Source organism: Nitrosomonas sp. Nm51, assembly GCF_900111165.1.
Lineage (GTDB): Bacteria > Pseudomonadota > Gammaproteobacteria > Burkholderiales > Nitrosomonadaceae > Nitrosomonas.
This window is the reverse complement of the sequence record NZ_FOGH01000001.1, coordinates 155,639-171,286: the sequence shown is the minus strand read 5'-3', so window position 1 is coordinate 171,286 and position 15,648 is coordinate 155,639. Positions and strand designations below refer to the sequence as shown.

Here is a 15,648-nt window from a genome sequence, read left to right as displayed (position 1 = left end):
TATCATACCGCATACGCGGGATGACGGCGCAGGTTTTCTATACGCCACGCACGGGAATCAGTTTGCGCGGTAATAGCCTGCACGCCGGCGTATGCCCGCTGTAGCTGTTGCGGGCTGATTTCGCCATGCCGGCAAAGCTGTTCCCAATAGAGCCGTCGTTGCTGATAGCGCCGCTTGCGCCGTCGACTAAGGCGCATGGCGCCGCGCAAAACACGAAAGCCGCAATAGGTCACACCATGGCTGCTCGGTTGAATTTGCGCATTCGGCTTGATCTTTAGGGTTCTTTCCCGCCATAACCATTCAACTAAAAACTGCAAAACGTCGCGAACCGACTGTCTGTCATCACCCCACCAGATAACATCATCCATATAGCGTACATGTCCTTTGACCAGAGTCGATGCAGACAACAACCGATCCAGACCATCCAGATAATAATTGGCGAAATACTGCGATGTCAGCGATCCAATCGGCAAACCAGTTTCTGGGCCACTCTGGTAACTGGCAATGATACGTTTGAATTGCGCAATGCACGCCTCACCCTTGTAGCGGCGCAACAAAACTTCAAGCAGGCGGCCGTGCGGTATCGATGCAAAATAGCCATCGATATCGATTTTGCCATACCAGGTATTGCGGCATAGAAGCTGCTGTACTTTTTTCGCTGCTTTATGGACACCCATTCCCCGACGGCAGGCAAAGCTTTGTGGCATCATTGCCCGTTCCAATACTTCACCAGCAAGATTCATCAAAGCATGGTGAAAAACGCGGTCTTCAAAACAAGCCGCATGAATGAGGCGTTTTTTCGGATCATGAATTTCAAAAGTCCTGAACAGCCCATACGGCAGGCGTAATTGGCAAATATCTCGACCCAACCGGTTCAAATTGGCATCCATATTGTGAAAAAAAGCCTGCACATCGGACCGGTGCCGCTTGCCCCTTGCTGCTTTATGCAAGGCAAGCACAAGATTCTTGCGCTCGGAAATGGCCTCAAGTGTGATCAGTATTCTTTTCATCCGCGTGACCGCTGGCGTAAAAATTTTTCAAACATGCCAGCAATTCATCGGCATACTTTTCTACACGCATTTTTCCTATGCCCTCGATTTCCAGCAAAGCCGATTTTGTTGTGATGCGCTGCTGCACAACGGCGGCAAGTTGCGCATTGGTGAATACGTTATACGCCGGCGTTCCTTCGCGTTCAGCAATCGTTTTGCGCAGTACGCGCAACCGGGAATAGAGGGTGAACTCATCATCGCCCAGCAATTCCTTGTAATCGATTTTATCATTGCGCTGCCTGACGCTGCCCGAAGTCAGAGCAGTTTCCTGATCGGTCCATGTCACACAAAATGACCAAAAACTGGCTGCGCCATGCGCCACAAAGTGTTTTTCGACTTCGCAAATTCTGTGCTGCGCACAGAATTGATTCAGTTCATGTGCAGCGTTGACTGTATCACTTACCGGTATGGTGAAAAAACGGTATTTCATTGTTTTTTTCGTAGCTTCTGCTTCAACCGCTTCAGCATTCCCTGCTGATTTGCGTCATGATTGCCTGCCGCATCGTCCCTCAGCGGCTGTCCATCATGACCGGCCTGTCCGGGCTCAACATGACCCAGGGCAAGACGGAAACCAAGATCGTCGTTACGCTCGTCAGGGCTGCGCCAGTTGCGGGAAGCAGAACGAACGCGCCCGCCGAGGTTGAGCCAGGAACCACCGCGGATAACACGCCCCGCGCCGCCGGCCGGCCCTTGCGGATTGGTAACCGGTTCTGCCGGATAATCACCGTACCAGTCCTGACACCACTCATAGACATTACCATGCATTTCGTACAGTCCCCACGGATTGGCTGGTAATGATTTGACTGCAACGGTTTTCCCACGATAATCACCCTTTTGGCCACCTGCATAGGGAAAATTACCATCAAAATTCACCTGACCAGCAGTCATCGTTTGACCAAACGAAAATGGCGCTTCGTTGCCTGCCCGGCACGCGTATTCCCATTCCGCTTCGGTCGGCAGTCGCAATTGAACAGCCGGGTGCTGTTTATTCACCGTTTTGATAAAGTGTTGCACATCATCCCAGCTCACCTGCTCCACCGGATTATCGTCACTCTCTTTAAAATGCGCCGGATTTTCCCTCATCACCGCCTGCCACAGCGCCTGCGTGCAGGTGGTATCCGCAAGCCAGAAACCCTTGCTGACTGTTACCTGATGCTGTGCTTCGTCATCAAATCGCTCAAGCTCGGTTTCCGGTGAGCCCATTTGGAACGTGCCGGGCTCTATCCAGCGGAAGCGCTGGGTGACGCCGCTGATCGTCAAATCGAAATACAGGCCGCAGTCATCAAATTGGACAATATCCTGCGGGTCCTGATTGATCCAGCCATACAGTGAGATACCTTCACGTTCTCGTTGAAACGCATCCCAGGAAAAATAGTGTGTCGCGGCAGCCAGCGTCATGCTGGCGTAAAGCTTACTGTCCCAATAAATGGCGTGCGCCCAGGCGGGTTTTTGCATGGCTTCCAGATGCACCCGCTCCCAAAATGTGTGCAGCGCAAGCGCTTTGTCATGCGGCACGCGCACGTGCGTGCCATGCTGAACCGGAATACGCTCACCGGATGGCAGAGTCAGTACCGGCGGTATCTGCGCTTGCGCCTGTATTGCAGCCACAGGCGCAACAACCGTTTGACCCGCTGCATCCGCCTTGTCCTGTTGCAGCAATACACATTGCCCCTGGTCGCCCGTTTGCGCCACCAGCCACGTTACCCGCTGTTCATGCTGATCGTCATCGAACAGCCAGCGCAGTTGCGCCGGATCGAACCCCGGTTCCAGATATTGCGGCCATTTTCCAGCCCGGATGTCATCTTCATATGCAGATGCAAACAATTGATAACCCAGTTCGCGATAATTCCGATTCGGGTCTTGCCAGATACCGGGTGGTGCGGAAGCCAGAACGGTGCGGCATTGCTGTTGCAGCATTTTGCGCCGCGCGGCGTCCGCGTCCGGCTTCGCAAGCGTGGCGCACAAGCTTTGCATATACTCGAACATGCCGTCATCCTGCTGATCCTCGAACAGACACTGATTCAGTTTTTCCAGTTGACGCAACCCGGTAAAGGCGCTCCGGTGATGTACATTGACGATCCGCCAGAATTTTTCCGCCTGGAGGGTTTTGGCAAACTGCGCCTGGTAGCGCTCCCGGTATAACTTTGCGACTGGCTCTTTCAACCGGATGCCGATCCCGATTCGGTCGATAGCCACATGGTTCCAGAGCAGACTCTCCAGTTCGCTGCCGCCCCAGCGCAATTCATCGCGCAGCCGGCGCAGCAGGCCGCTGTCCACCACCGGCAACGCGGACAGAAACGTCAGGCAGTCCTGTAATTGATCGCCATCCTGAACACCGCAATCAAAACCGCTGCGCCCGGGATGACGCGGCAGGCTGCGCTGATCGTTCAGCGCGTGCGGCCGGAATATGCGGCAGGCCACCGGATCTTGCGGAGACTGCCGTGCCGGACTCAGCGTGACAACAGGAGCAGCATGCAAGTACAAACGGCGCGCAAAACGCCGCCAGCGGATTGCGGCATTACCTTCCGGCTCACTTGCGCCCAGATCGCCCAGTATCAGGATGGATGTATCCGGCGAAGGCAATTGCCAGCGCTGCCACTGAATTTCATGAGCGGCGCTTTCTTTTGCCACGGCACCGGCTAGCCAGGTAATGCGCAGACAGTCTTCGCGGTCCATCCGGTCGTGTTCCAGCCGCACCGATTCAACCGCCTCGTCGCCGAGCAGTTTTTTCAGCGCGCTCACAATCAATGCAAAATCAGACCAGAACGGCTCCAGCGCATCGCGGCAATCGACGATAATATGCAGCCGCTGCGGCCAGCGCTGCCGTTTTTTGTACGGCAGCCGTTGCAGCGGCTTGCCCTGTGTAATCCAGCGTGCGAGCCGGTGATGATCGAGCCGGTTACTCATCACCGGTTGGCCCAGACTGTTCAGCAAAAACGGCAGCAGACGCGCCAACGGCAGCAGCGGGCGCGGCGGTACAAAAGCGTATGTTCCCGGCTTACCGTCGTTCAACGCTAGTTGTTTTTCAGGATCGTCGAGATAGCCGGGACGTTGCGGTTGTTCAACGTCGCCCGGAAATTCGGTTTGCGTCACGCAAATGAAACGCGCGGGCGGTCTGCGTATTTTTGCAGCAGGCACGCTATGCTCCGGTTTCTTTTCCGCAACAAAGTCTTCAACCCGCTTTGAATCGCCGTCTTTCTGCAACGCATCGTTCAACGGCAACTGTTCGTAACCGAATAGCGCCGCCGTCTGCTGCAAAACCTGTTCCGACTCGCCCGCAGCCTGAATCAGCGCCAGCCGCCCCCATGCCATGATTTAATCGCCCGCTTCCTTTTGCAGCGCATAGCATGCAATTTTCTGCAAGCGATCTTTTTGTTCCTGTTTAGGTAAATCCCGCAGCACATTCAACAGATCGATATACTCAGCCAACCCGGGCGGGTAGCGCAGATGCGCACCGGACGTTCTGTCCTTCCACAGCAAGTCAGCCGCCACTTTGTATACATCATCAGCAATTCGCGCGCCGAAATGAAGTTGACCGCGTTTGACCAGCCAGTCGACACGCGCTTCCAGGCCATTTTCCAGTTTTTTCGTGGAATCTTCCATGGTTAAGGTATGGACAAAGCAGCGGCGTACAAACGCGCTCGGCAGTTCGCGCTCTTCATTGGTGGTAATGACAATCAGTACCCGGGATGGATCGGCACCAATTGGGTTTTTCACTGACTCTTCAGTAACGTCATCTTTGAGGTACGGCACGGTGAACCGGTACTGCCCGAGTGTCTCGAGCAGACCGTTGGGCAGATCGGGTTCAGCCTTGTCGATTTCATCGAGCAACAGCACCACGCCGCCCGTTTCAGGCTGCCAGTTTTTTCCTGTTTCGTTTGTCGCATCAGGTTTTTCCGGTTTGGGACGCAAGTGGTTGTTGCGGCCCGTGTATTGCTGCTCAGCGCTTTTCCAGTGAAACGCCCACCAGAAAGCGCCCGGCGACAGAAAGTTGAGCGGATCGAGCCTGTCCGTGCCGTGTGTATCTCCTGCAATACCACGCGCCTGTGCCTCCCCCAGACGGCCGATGGCGTCAAAATGCCAGTGAAGATCACTCAATTCGGTATTGCCGCGAATCACTTCGCTGACAAACGCCCACCCGAGCTGTTCGGCAATCGCTCTGGCCAACTGGCTTTTCCCGGTTCCCGGCTTGCCGCGCACCAGCAACGGCCTGCCCGCCGAATACGCCGCCCAGAGCGCATAGCAATCCCGTTCGTCAAACAGGTGATGCAATTGTCTCGAAGGATTTGAAATTTTCAGGTCTTGCGGGAAAAAATTTTCAAGCGGAAGTTGTGTCGACATACCAGGTCCTTAGTCATTATTTATCTGCCTCGCAAAGACAGCAAATATCCGATTTGTCCGATCAAACCCTCCTGTTCTTCCAAACTGGAAGGCATGGTTTTCAGTGCTTCATCGCGCGGAGGGATATCGCAGTAAACGAACTGCAGATAACCTGTGAGTTTCTGTCTGGCGTAGGCATACCAGGATTGCTGCTCAAACTGGTTCAGAATATCACGCGACAGCAAATAACAGACAGGCCTTCCTTTGGACTTATATATCGCATAAGCCCGACCATAAACCTCATCCACAATCATTTCGTCCGTGTCATTCGGGCCCTTGTTTTTATCGCACAAATCTTTGTAGATATCCGACAAAAACTGTTGACCTAGCGCATCTTTTGAAGCATCAAATACCACCATTAAATTGATCTCAGCATCTATCGAGGGCACGGCTTTGTTTTTGTCCAGCCTGAAACTGGCGTTACGCAGAATGCTGCGGGAAATAATCACTTCAGCATACGCATGATGCTCCAGTATTAACTGGTTCCTGATATCCGTTTTCCCAATGTGTTTCATTTTCAACTGGTGATGGAACCACCAGACCGGATCGACGCTGCCGATCAACAGCCAGCCGCAGATCTGCTCCGCATCGGATAACGCCTCATACCAGCGGTTATCCTGTTTTAATTGCGCTTCCTGATTGGTGATTACCCCCGTGATTGCTCCAATTGCGTCGCTGACTTGTTTTTCCACAAGGACTTCGGCCAATTCTTCGATATCGGTACCTGGTAGAAGTCCAAGCCTATGCTTCAAATGCTTCAGCGGAATATTGTGTTCTTCCAGAAAAAATGTCAGTTCTGATTGAATCCTTTTGCATAACAGTTCGTGTTCATCGGCAATTGCTTTATCGATGGTTTCCCTGACCGTTGCAAGCTTTGCCTCCAGAACCTCCTCAGGCCCGTTTTGTTCCAGTGACGGGGTTACCGTATCCAGATTTTTGCCAACGATCGCATCCCAGGCATCAAGAACACATTCCCAGACTGCGCTTTCATCATTTTCTTTCAGCCTGCTGCACAATTCGTTGCGCACCGCTTCACTTTTCAGCCAGCAGTCATTTTTGGCACCGGTTTTTACATATGCGCTCATATCCGCTGTCGCGCGCAATGGAAAAATAAAGCGCCTGTCCAGGTCTGCATTTTCATAAATGCGGATGAGTTCATACAGGGTATAGGCCGATTTGAAATATTCGGGACTCAGAAGTATCAAAACACAGCGCGCTGATCCGAGATCATTCATAAACCGGGTCAGGTTTTCCCCTTCGCCCAGTGTATTCTCATCGTAGATCAGTTTAAATCCATGCTTGGTGCATAATGCTGCAAGCATATCGCGTGCTTTTATATCGTCAGGATTTTTCTGTCGGTATGACAAAAAAATGTGGATTTCATGCCCCATGCGCGTTTTTTTAATCCCCGTTTTCGGGATTATTTTACCCTCAGGAATCGTCGGCACAAGGAAAATGTTTCGAAAATACGAATGTTCGTTTTAGCCAATTCGAAAGCGAACGCAGAATTCTGAATAAACTGCGCGTTCATTTACTCCATTAAGTTTAACGCATTCCAGTAACTTGCAATCAGCGACTTGAATCAGTTCAGCAAGCACATTAACCTATTTTCCTCAGTTAGATCTACAAAAATTAGCTCAAACGTAGTAGTGTCAAGGTTTTCGGACTAAAGACAGGAGTCACCCAATGGGTGAAATGGAATTTGAGCAAAGAGAGCTGGTAAAAGCAGTTAATCTCGCTGTACATGAGATGAATCAAAGTACAAAGGAATTACGTTTATCAACACCTGGCGGACGATTTCATGTACGTTGGGATGAAGGATTAAAGTTTTAGACTCATGGCCGGGAACGGCAACGTACCGGCACTAGCGATGTCGGTACGTTGCCGCTTAAAGTGGTCAGCGTGCATAGATCAGAATAAACAGTTCAAGCCGGCACTGAATTTCCGCCACGTTTATTGATAACAATCCTGCGCGATAACGCAGTTCATTTGCGCCACAATCCCGCAAATCTGTGTTTTGAAGCAGCGCCGTCAAATGCGGTCAGAATCATGGTGTTAAAACCTTTATCCACGGCATTTTTCCACTCTTTCTGCAAAACGGATGCACTCATACCATGCCTGGCTTTTAAACTGCCGCCGCCATTTTTTGCAAAAATTGCAGAAAAATACGTCGTTCCTTTGTGTTTATAGGCATTGAGATACACAGGTGTTTTACCGGCTTTCTTGAAATCGTTGAAGACTTTCTGGTAATCGCCCTCTTTGATCCGGGATTTAATGTTCCAGGCGCCATAATTGCGGTTACGGTAAAGTACTGTGTAACTCAGGTTATTCCCAACGGAAGCAACGGAAACGTTAACCGGCTCAAGTTTTCTTTTTTTCGCTTCCTTCATAACCTGCATATGCTGATCATAGGTCAATCCATGACGCGCCATGTAATTGCCTGGCACCGCTTTCAGAATCACGTTGTAACGGACCTTTCCGCCGATTGTGTAGCTGTCAACAAAAATGGGGGCCAGATTCTTGTTGGTGTCATATCGCTTTTGATACTGCGCGCCGGTTTGTCCGAAATAGGCTTTCCATTTCTTTCCTGAGGCCGGCTTCCAGCTGAAATTGAGGTAGCCCTGATTATTTACACTGTATCCATCGATCCATTCCAGTTCATAGCCTGAATCAACCAGATGGTCAAACAACCGTTGGAAATCGTCATCTTTATAACCAAAGCGTGTGTACTCATTGAACACTGTCCGCGGCGGCCAGATTAAAATTTTTCCATCCGGAATTTCTTTTTTAGCAAAATTTTTCCATCCGTTCAGATCAGCATTGACACTGCTTTTATACAAGCCGCGCTCGAAAAACATTTTTGCGGCTTTTCCAGCTTTTTGCATATGGAGGTGAAGATGCGGACCGGAAGAACTGCCTGAGTTACCCGCTTTTCCCAAAAACTGTCCTTTTTTAATCTTTACCGTTTTACCGGCGGGCAACATCACATAATTACCCTCTGGATTGGCGTCGGATTTTGGCTTGGGAAACAATTGGGCATTATTGGCACATAATTTCTCATAAATTGAGCCTGGAATCATATGCGCATAGAGCACTCTGGTTCCATCGGCATGATCCACCCAAAGCATGTTACCGCCGCCCGGAATTCTATCTTTTTTTGCATGCCGCTCTCCAGGACGAGGATTTTCGGGGGCATTCCGCCAGCAACCGACTATCGTACCGTCACCAATCGCATAAACCGGTTTGCCATATATCAGATAGTCCGTATTTTTCTTGCCATCGGTGCCGTTTTTAACATGACTCCACTTTTTATTTCCCAAATAGCGTTTTACGCCAAAATCTTCTCCTTCGCCTTGTATACCGCTGGCATGATCTCCCGTAGAGACCCGTTCTCCAGCTTTTAAATCTTCCGCTTTAAAAGGCAGGGCATGGTATGTAACAGCGCTATGGGCATTTTGCATAAACCCGGCCATCAGAAAAATTCCAGCCGCAACCGCCCACAAAAACTTGAATGATTGCTTCCGGAATATGTCGCGCATCCCATTAGCGGCGATTTCATACTTGTTCATTTGTATTTCCTCCAATTTAGGGACATAGACGAACAAAGAAAAACGAAGAGTCGTTTCCTTCTAACAGGAATACACTTTAAATGCGGTGCACAAAACAAACAGTGCCAAATGTCACATTCTCATCAAGATTGGGATGCCGGCATGACCTTAACTGGTCAACGTAACATTTACCTGTCTAATAATCGCATTCGCATCAAGAAAAAAGAGGCTGGAGATTTTCTCCAACCTCTTAGTTTATGGCTGGCCCAGCCTGAATCAGCTCTTTTTATACCCTCAAAACTGCAGCTTGATTGGCATGCAGACGCGTAATTTGCTCAAAATAACAGTAAAGTGGGAACTTTTCACAACAGATTGTTGTAATTATGTAAAATAAATGACGAAAATGTTTGCGTGTTAAGTTGCCGTTCAGTAAGCTAAACCTTGCGCAGGATATGGATTTTTCTTCGTGCCTCGATCTGAAGGGCGGACAGTATGTTTTGCCCTTAAAAAATAATGAATCAAAATATTAATTATGGAGGACTACGTTTTGGTTACGCATACAAAAATGAGAATGAAAGAATTGACGCTTGCCATTTGCGGCGCGTTTTTTGTTTCATCGCTGGCACATGCTAATACAGAAGACTGGGAATATAGTGGCCATGAAAGCTATGGCGATTTAATCGATGAACTTACAAGTGATGACGAATCTGGGCTGATTGAGAGTTTGACAGGTTATAAATATAATGAATCGTCATTTATGCAGGCGCTAGGTATACAGTTTAAGGGTTGGACTGAAATTGGCTTTTCTGGTAACACCGGCACTTCGAAAAGTTCGCACGGGAATGGACCGGTCACATTTAATGATGGACCAAATGAATTCAAGCTGCATCAGGTCTATGGCATTATTGAACGGGAAGTTAATACCGCTTCTGATTCAATCAGCTTCGGTTTTCGCGCGGACGTCTTGTACGGAACCGATGCGCGTTTCACAACAGCATCAAATTTTGACACCAATATTCTGAATGATACGAATCAGCGTAAGCTGGCGTTTCCGCAGGCTTATGTGGACGTTTTTCTGCCAATAGGCAATGGGTTGACCGCAACAATGGGGCATTTTTATACGATGATCGGATATGAAACGGTACCTTCGGCGGGCAACTTCTTTTTCTCGCATGCCTATACAATGCAGTACGGCGAGCCCTTCACGCATTCAGGCGGTTACCTGACGTATCAACTGACCGACAACATCACGTTGAGAGGCGGTGCCGTGACAGGATGGGACGCGCACTTCGATCAACCGGTAAACTTCCTGGGCAGTGTTGCGTATGCGACAGACGATGAGAGAACCTCGCTGACCGCGTCTTTAATCACCGGCAGTGTAGAAACCGGGAGTCCGCATGACGACCACAACCGGACCATGTACAGCATTGTGCTTGAACATGACATTACCGACAGGCTGCATTATGTATTGCAGCATGATCTGGGCGTAGAAAGCAGTACATCAACAAACACTTCCGCGGAATGGTATGGCGTGAATCAATATCTGTTCTACGAAATTATGCACAATCTTGCTGCCGGCTTGCGTATGGAGTGGTTCCGCGATGATGATGGCACCCGCGTAAATAGTTTTGCCGAGAATTATATTGGCGTGACAGGTGGATTGAACTATACACCGATTGCCGGTTTCACTATCCGGCCAGAGGTCAGATATGATCGCACGACGGAAAATAAGGCTTTTGATAACTTCAGGGATAACGATCAGATCATGCTGTCAGTCAGCGGGATTTTCCGTTTCTGATGCTGAGTTGTTTGTCTAGGAAAAAACCAGGAAGAAAAGAAATTATTCTGACTATATAAATAACTTCTCTCTTCCTGTTTTTTTTGCTGCTTGCTGGCCACTACAGGCCTTTTATTACGATTTTATAGAGCTGTTTTTCATCGTAAATCTGCTGCTCAACTAAAGAGCATATATGCTTGCTGCCACCGTAAGAAGCTAAATCCTGTCAGAACTTTTTAAACAATACTGGCCGGCAGAAAAAATGTAAAAGAAAGCACCTTAATGAGTATTACCACACCTATAACCTTGATCAAGGTCAGATCTAAATCCTTATTTACTTTCATTTGATCTTCCTCATAGCAACCAGACCATATTCTCGTTCTTCCAGGTTGACAATTGTAACGTTACAATTGAGCCGTCCAAAAGGACAAGAACGATTCTAATAAACGCCATTAATTTTTGGCTTTAGACATCTGTTTGTTATAAAATGCGTTTTTATCCTGTCTCAAACAAATCTTCTCAAATTCGTCTTGTCTTTAATTTAGAGTGAATCATACAGACATAAATTCCACACGATAAGTACCAAAAATTGAATTATATTGTTTCCTTTTAGTTGACAATAATTAGCCATCGTTGGCAATGCAGGATCTTAATCTTTTTATCATTTTTGCGCGCGTCGTTGAATCGGGCAGCTTTGCAGAAGCTGCGCGAAGAATGCGTATTTCGCGATCAGCAGTCAGTAAAGCAATATCAAAGCTGGAGAAAAGCCTTGGGGCGCAGCTATTGAATCGCAGTACCCGTGTTCTTAGTTTAACCGAGGCAGGCGCTGTCCTGGCAGAGCACTCCGCACATATTCTCGATGAGGCCGAACAGGCGGAGCGTGTTGTCAATAGTCTGCAAGCCGAACCGCGCGGCATGTTGAAAGTCAGCGCTTCTGTGGCATTTGGAACGCTTCATGTTGCGCCGGCGCTGGCTGATTTTTTGTCCCGGTATCCGGAAATCCGGATTGATCTGACGATTACCGACCGGCCTGTCGACCTGATTGGTGAAGGATATGATGTGATTATTCGAGTGACCAATGAGCCGGATCTTAATTTGGTTGCGCGCAAGCTTGCGCCTGTACGGCGCAAATTATGCGCAACGCCACAATACTTTGAAAAAAACGGCGTGCCGCAGACACCCGAGGATTTAATCAGACATAACTGTCTGGACTATACGCTCTCCGGCGAACAGGGTTACTGGAACTTTACCGGACCGGAAGGGGTGATCGCTGTGCCTGTGTCAGGAACGCTGCGCATTAATGATGACGATGCTTTGTCGCAAGCGGTATTGGGCGGCTTAGGTATAGCGTTGCTTCCCACTTTTACGGTGGGGAAAGATCTGCAAAGCAGTAAATTGCAGGCTGTGCTGTCGGAATATATTCCAGTGGAACGCTATGTTTATGCATGTTATCTGCCCAGCCGTCACGTGCCGGCCAAAGTACGCTCCTTTATTGAATTTCTGCTGACGCGTATCGGAACAGTACCCTACTGGGATCAAGACGCCTGACCGGAATTTCGTTAGCAGGGGTCCAATGGGATATTACATCCTCGCCGGCATCGCCTGAGTTGATTCAATAACGTTGTCAGATCATCCGGCAATTCCGCCTGCCAATGCACCGTTTGCGCATTTTCCGGGTGAGTCAATGCCAGTTGCCAGGCATGCAGTGCCTGTCTGGGAAATTCTGCTAACAATCGTCCGATTTCTGCAATTGTTTTTTTGGGTTTTCCGCCGTAGACCGGATCCCCTACCAATGAGTGATGTATGGAATGCATATGCACGCGAATCTGGTGCGTGCGCCCCGTTTCCAGACTGCATTGCAGCAGCGAACAACCGGTCAGGGATTCAATTGGTTTAAAATGCGTTCGTGCCGGCTTTCCCCGTGAGGTTACAGCCATTTTGGTGCGATGGGTGGGATGACGGCCGATGGGGGCGTCGACAGTACCGGCCTGGTTCACTTGACCCAACACCAGCGCAAGGTATTCGCGTTTCATCGTCCGTTGCTGTAGCTGACGTACCAGCCGGATTTGCGTTTCAACCGTTTTAGCGACGACCAATAATCCGCTGGTGTCCTTATCCAGCCGGTGAACAATACCCGCCCGGGGTACATTTTCCAGTTGCGGCGCATGATGCAACAATGCATTCAGCAAAGTGCCCTGCCGATTACCATTACCCGGATGCACAACCATACCGGCTGGTTTGTTGACAACAATCATCGTATTGTCTTCATGAATGATGTTTAATGCAATTGCTTCGGGACCATGAACGGATGGCGGCTCGTTAAAATAAGGATAAACCCGTATATGTTCATTACCCCATACCTTTTGCTTTGCCGTACACGATTGATTATCGAGCTTGACGCGCGCCTGCGCTATCCATGTCTGAATACGATTGCGCGACCAGCCGGGAAGCTGTCTGGACAACGCCTGATCCAGGCGCAACCCGGCACAGTCCACCGGTATCTGCAAATGGATACAGGATTCGCCGTCCTCGCCCCATGAAGCGGATAAAGGATTTACGTTATAATCATCGTCAGTTTTCATGTTTTTGATGAAGGATATCATGTTGCATCACGTGACTTTAGTGTTAATTGTTATTTCGGCGCTGTCCGCATGTGGTTTGTTGCCCGATCAAACAGAAGATACGCATAACTGGTCTGCAAACAGGTTTTATACTGAAGCGAAAGAAAAACTGAATAATGGCAACTATGAAGCGGCGATCAAGCTGTTTGAAGGACTGGAAGCGCGATATCCTTATGGCCGTTACGCGCAGCAGGCGCAGCTTGAAACCGCGTACGCGCATTACAAAGATTTGGAGCCTGCATCAGCGATTGCGGCGGCTGACCGCTTTATTAAATTGCACCCCAATCATCCCAATGTTGATTATGCCTATTATATCAAGGGACTGGCTAATTATCACGACAACTGGGGAATTATGAATTTTATGATGCGTGGTTTTTTAAAGCAGGATATGAGCGAGCGCGATTCCAAAGCATCGCGCGAGTCCTTTGACAACTTCAGGGAACTGGCCAGGCGTTTTCCGGACAGCAAATATGCCGCGGATGCCCGGCAGCGCATGGCGCATTTGCTGAATGTTATTGCCATGAACGAGGTGCACGTGGCGCGTTACTATATGAAGCGCAAAGCCTATGTTGCGGCAGCCAACCGGGCGCAGTTTGCGGTGCGGGAATATCCGCGCACACCCGCAACCGAAGAAGCGCTTTTTATCATGGCGCAAGCATACAATGCGCTGGGTATGCATGCGTTGAGCGACGACGCCGAACGCGTTTTAAAGCAAAATTTTCCGGATAGTGAATTTATCGAAGATATTCATGAAACCGAGAATCCACCGTGGTGGAAGATCTGGTAACAGCTTCATTGGCCTATTGGTCGCCACGTAAATGTACTGTCATCACATCGCATTCAGCGTGGAAAATAACATTTTTGGCGGTTGATCCCATGAGCGCGGCAAGTCCATGCCTGCCATGCGAACCGACTATAATCAGATCAATTTTTTTCTGCAGAGAGAGCCGCGTGATTTCTTCTTGAGGCACACCCCATATCAACCAGCGATTGGCGGGTATTATCTGTACTGCATCGCAGATCTGGATAAACTTGTTTTTCTCGGTCTGCAGCAGCAAATCGTCCGACGGCCCGTCCAGAGGGATCAATGTGCCATAGGGTGTATCCGGCATAGGGATATTATCAAGAACATGAATTACATGCAGTTCGGCACGAAAAGTATCGGCTATATATCTGGCCTGTTTGGCAACCAGGTTACCATAGTCGGAAAAATCAATCGCAACTAAAATTTTTTTATAATTGTGCATGGTTTATCTGTTTGAATGGTGTGTCCGGGGTTTTTGATTCGCGCACCTGGTCCGATATTTTTTGGTTTTTTATTATATACCGTGGCCGATTGAGGATACATATCCTGAATCGTCAATGGTATGCAGAAGGTCTGAGGTAATAAGACAAAAATTCCAGCACTTCCTGTTCATATACTTTGCCTGCATATTCGTGCATATTAAAATGTCCTGCGCCTGGAACTATCCAGAGTTCCTTGGGCTCTCTTGCTGCGGCGAACAAACGTTCGCTCTCGGGTGGGGTGGTATGTTTATCGCTGGCGCCGGATATAAACAATACAGGTGAATTCAGGTTATTGATATGTTTAATCGGACTCAGCTCATCAACATTCGTATCGGTAAAAAAAGCAATTTGCGCGAGTAATAATGGTAAAAACAAGGTGCCCGATTCGCCAAGAAAAAGTCTCAGCCGGTTTTCTACGGCTTCTTCCAGCGTTGGATGTAACGATTCGAGGATTACAGCGCTCAGCCGTATATCTTGCCTGGCGAGAACGATCGCTGCCGCGCCCAGCGATACACCAATGGCGCCAATGCGTTCGTTAGGGAACGTACGGCTTAAAAAATTAATGGCCGACTCAACATTTCTTGATTCGCGGGCACCGAAAGTAATACGGGAACCGGGTGTTTCCCCGTGCGCTTGCAAATCTATCATCAGCACATGATAGCCATGAGCGGTCAGAAAACGCGCACGACTCAGCATTTCAACGCGGTTACTGCGAATGGAATGCACAAGCAGGACCGCTCCGTTGCCATGCTCGCCATTAACGAGCCAGCCGTGAACATTCGCCCCGTCTCCGGCTGGAATGTTGACCGATTCTACGGGCAGGTCTGCCAGCAAAGTCTCGGTGGCAGTGGCGGCGGAACCCGTAACCAGTTCGCCAGCTAGAAAACTGATAGCCAAAAGAAGAACGGTTACGCCAGCCAAGCAAGTCCATATACGTTTAAACATGTCCGTGTTAATCGTACAGATTTTTGTAAAGTCTTAATGTT

At 49.2% G+C, this 15,648-nt stretch carries 14 protein-coding genes; 5 read left to right on the top strand and 9 right to left on the bottom strand.

The annotated features are described in order from the left end of the window. Window positions 1-2: 2 nt before the first annotated feature. Genes BMY60_RS00785 through BMY60_RS00765 form a run of 5 tightly spaced genes read right to left on the bottom strand, consistent with a single transcriptional unit; the run spans window position 3 to window position 6,877 of the window. Window positions 3-1,010, bottom strand: a complete 1,008-nt coding sequence (locus BMY60_RS00785; RefSeq protein ID WP_090330430.1) for an RNA-directed DNA polymerase — start codon at window positions 1,008-1,010, stop codon at window positions 3-5. Next, complete coding sequence (locus tag BMY60_RS00780; RefSeq protein WP_090330429.1) at window positions 985-1,479, bottom strand: HRDC domain-containing protein; 495 nt, start codon at window positions 1,477-1,479, stop codon at window positions 985-987. The genes BMY60_RS00785 and BMY60_RS00780 overlap by 26 nt, the downstream gene beginning before the upstream one ends. Beyond that, window positions 1,476-4,361 carry a formylglycine-generating enzyme family protein gene (locus BMY60_RS16100; RefSeq protein ID WP_256250602.1) on the bottom strand — a complete coding sequence of 962 codons (2,886 nt, stop codon included), beginning with the start codon at window positions 4,359-4,361 and terminating at the stop codon, window positions 1,476-1,478. Before BMY60_RS16100 ends, BMY60_RS00780 begins: the two co-directional genes overlap by 4 nt. 3 nt (window positions 4,362-4,364) lie before the next feature. After that, window positions 4,365-5,390, bottom strand: a complete 1,026-nt coding sequence (locus tag BMY60_RS00770) for an AAA family ATPase (RefSeq protein WP_090330427.1) — start codon at window positions 5,388-5,390, stop codon at window positions 4,365-4,367. 20 nt (window positions 5,391-5,410) lie between these two features. Beyond that, the gene (locus tag BMY60_RS00765) at window positions 5,411-6,877 is read right to left on the bottom strand and encodes a toll/interleukin-1 receptor domain-containing protein (RefSeq protein WP_090330426.1); all 1,467 of its coding nucleotides are present in this window, start codon (window positions 6,875-6,877) and stop codon (window positions 5,411-5,413) included. Between the two features lie 238 nt (window positions 6,878-7,115). On the opposite strand from BMY60_RS00765, the gene BMY60_RS15590 reads away from it, so the two are divergent. Then, on the top strand, window positions 7,116-7,262 hold the full coding sequence (locus BMY60_RS15590; RefSeq protein ID WP_177166523.1) for a hypothetical protein: 147 nt from the start codon (window positions 7,116-7,118) through the stop codon (window positions 7,260-7,262). Window positions 7,263-7,414: 152 nt separating this feature from the next. Here the strand turns inward: BMY60_RS15590 and BMY60_RS00760 are convergent, their stop codons facing one another. Continuing rightward, window positions 7,415-8,998, bottom strand: coding sequence for a M23 family metallopeptidase (locus BMY60_RS00760; protein ID WP_090330424.1), 1,584 nt, complete (start codon window positions 8,996-8,998; stop codon window positions 7,415-7,417). 108 nt (window positions 8,999-9,106) lie between these two features. Between BMY60_RS00760 and BMY60_RS00755 the strand changes: the two genes are divergently transcribed. From BMY60_RS00755 to BMY60_RS00745, 3 genes are all read left to right on the top strand, one after another. After that, window positions 9,107-9,307, top strand: a complete 201-nt coding sequence (locus BMY60_RS00755) for a hypothetical protein (protein ID WP_143057314.1) — start codon at window positions 9,107-9,109, stop codon at window positions 9,305-9,307. A gap of 235 nt (window positions 9,308-9,542) precedes the next feature. Beyond that, a complete protein-coding gene (locus BMY60_RS00750) occupies window positions 9,543-10,775 on the top strand; it encodes a porin (RefSeq protein WP_177166522.1) in 1,233 nt (410 codons plus the stop codon). Between the two features lie 618 nt (window positions 10,776-11,393). Beyond that, window positions 11,394-12,302: a LysR family transcriptional regulator gene (locus BMY60_RS00745; RefSeq protein WP_090330419.1), complete on the top strand. Its 909-nt coding sequence runs from the start codon at window positions 11,394-11,396 to the stop codon at window positions 12,300-12,302. 11 nt (window positions 12,303-12,313) lie between these two features. Here the strand turns inward: BMY60_RS00745 and rluD are convergent, their stop codons facing one another. Next, complete coding sequence (rluD, locus tag BMY60_RS00740) at window positions 12,314-13,336, bottom strand: 23S rRNA pseudouridine(1911/1915/1917) synthase RluD (protein WP_256250600.1); 1,023 nt, start codon at window positions 13,334-13,336, stop codon at window positions 12,314-12,316. Between the two features lie 19 nt (window positions 13,337-13,355). On the opposite strand from rluD, the gene BMY60_RS00735 reads away from it, so the two are divergent. After that, entirely contained in the window at window positions 13,356-14,162 is an 807-nt protein-coding gene (locus BMY60_RS00735) for an outer membrane protein assembly factor BamD (protein WP_090330415.1), read from the top strand. A 13-nt stretch (window positions 14,163-14,175) separates the two neighbouring features. On the opposite strand, the gene BMY60_RS00730 is transcribed toward BMY60_RS00735, so the two are convergent. Next, window positions 14,176-14,622 carry a universal stress protein gene (locus tag BMY60_RS00730; RefSeq protein WP_090330413.1) on the bottom strand — a complete coding sequence of 149 codons (447 nt, stop codon included), beginning with the start codon at window positions 14,620-14,622 and terminating at the stop codon, window positions 14,176-14,178. A gap of 112 nt (window positions 14,623-14,734) precedes the next feature. Further along, on the bottom strand, window positions 14,735-15,607 hold the full coding sequence (locus BMY60_RS00725; protein ID WP_090330412.1) for an alpha/beta hydrolase: 873 nt from the start codon (window positions 15,605-15,607) through the stop codon (window positions 14,735-14,737). Window positions 15,608-15,648 lie beyond the last annotated feature (41 nt).

What these genes read in the sequence shown, in the direction of transcription:
- BMY60_RS00785 (WP_090330430.1), bottom strand. Translation starts at nt 1,010, where the DNA reads ATGAAAAGAATACTGATCACACTTGAGGCCATTTCCGAGCGCAAGAAT.
- BMY60_RS00780 (WP_090330429.1), bottom strand. Translation starts at nt 1,479, where the DNA reads ATGAAATACCGTTTTTTCACCATACCGGTAAGTGATACAGTCAACGCT.
- BMY60_RS16100 (WP_256250602.1), bottom strand. Translation starts at nt 4,361, where the DNA reads ATGGCATGGGGGCGGCTGGCGCTGATTCAGGCTGCGGGCGAGTCGGAA.
- BMY60_RS00770 (WP_090330427.1), bottom strand. Translation starts at nt 5,390, where the DNA reads ATGTCGACACAACTTCCGCTTGAAAATTTTTTCCCGCAAGACCTGAAA.
- BMY60_RS15590 (WP_177166523.1), top strand. Translation starts at nt 7,116, where the DNA reads ATGGGTGAAATGGAATTTGAGCAAAGAGAGCTGGTAAAAGCAGTTAAT.
- BMY60_RS00760 (WP_090330424.1), bottom strand. Translation starts at nt 8,998, where the DNA reads ATGAACAAGTATGAAATCGCCGCTAATGGGATGCGCGACATATTCCGG.
- BMY60_RS00755 (WP_143057314.1), top strand. Translation starts at nt 9,107, where the DNA reads ATGTCACATTCTCATCAAGATTGGGATGCCGGCATGACCTTAACTGGT.
- BMY60_RS00750 (WP_177166522.1), top strand. Translation starts at nt 9,543, where the DNA reads ATGAGAATGAAAGAATTGACGCTTGCCATTTGCGGCGCGTTTTTTGTT.
- BMY60_RS00745 (WP_090330419.1), top strand. Translation starts at nt 11,394, where the DNA reads ATGCAGGATCTTAATCTTTTTATCATTTTTGCGCGCGTCGTTGAATCG.
- rluD (WP_256250600.1), bottom strand. Translation starts at nt 13,336, where the DNA reads ATGAAAACTGACGATGATTATAACGTAAATCCTTTATCCGCTTCATGG.
- BMY60_RS00735 (WP_090330415.1), top strand. Translation starts at nt 13,356, where the DNA reads ATGTTGCATCACGTGACTTTAGTGTTAATTGTTATTTCGGCGCTGTCC.
- BMY60_RS00730 (WP_090330413.1), bottom strand. Translation starts at nt 14,622, where the DNA reads ATGCACAATTATAAAAAAATTTTAGTTGCGATTGATTTTTCCGACTAT.
- BMY60_RS00725 (WP_090330412.1), bottom strand. Translation starts at nt 15,607, where the DNA reads ATGTTTAAACGTATATGGACTTGCTTGGCTGGCGTAACCGTTCTTCTT.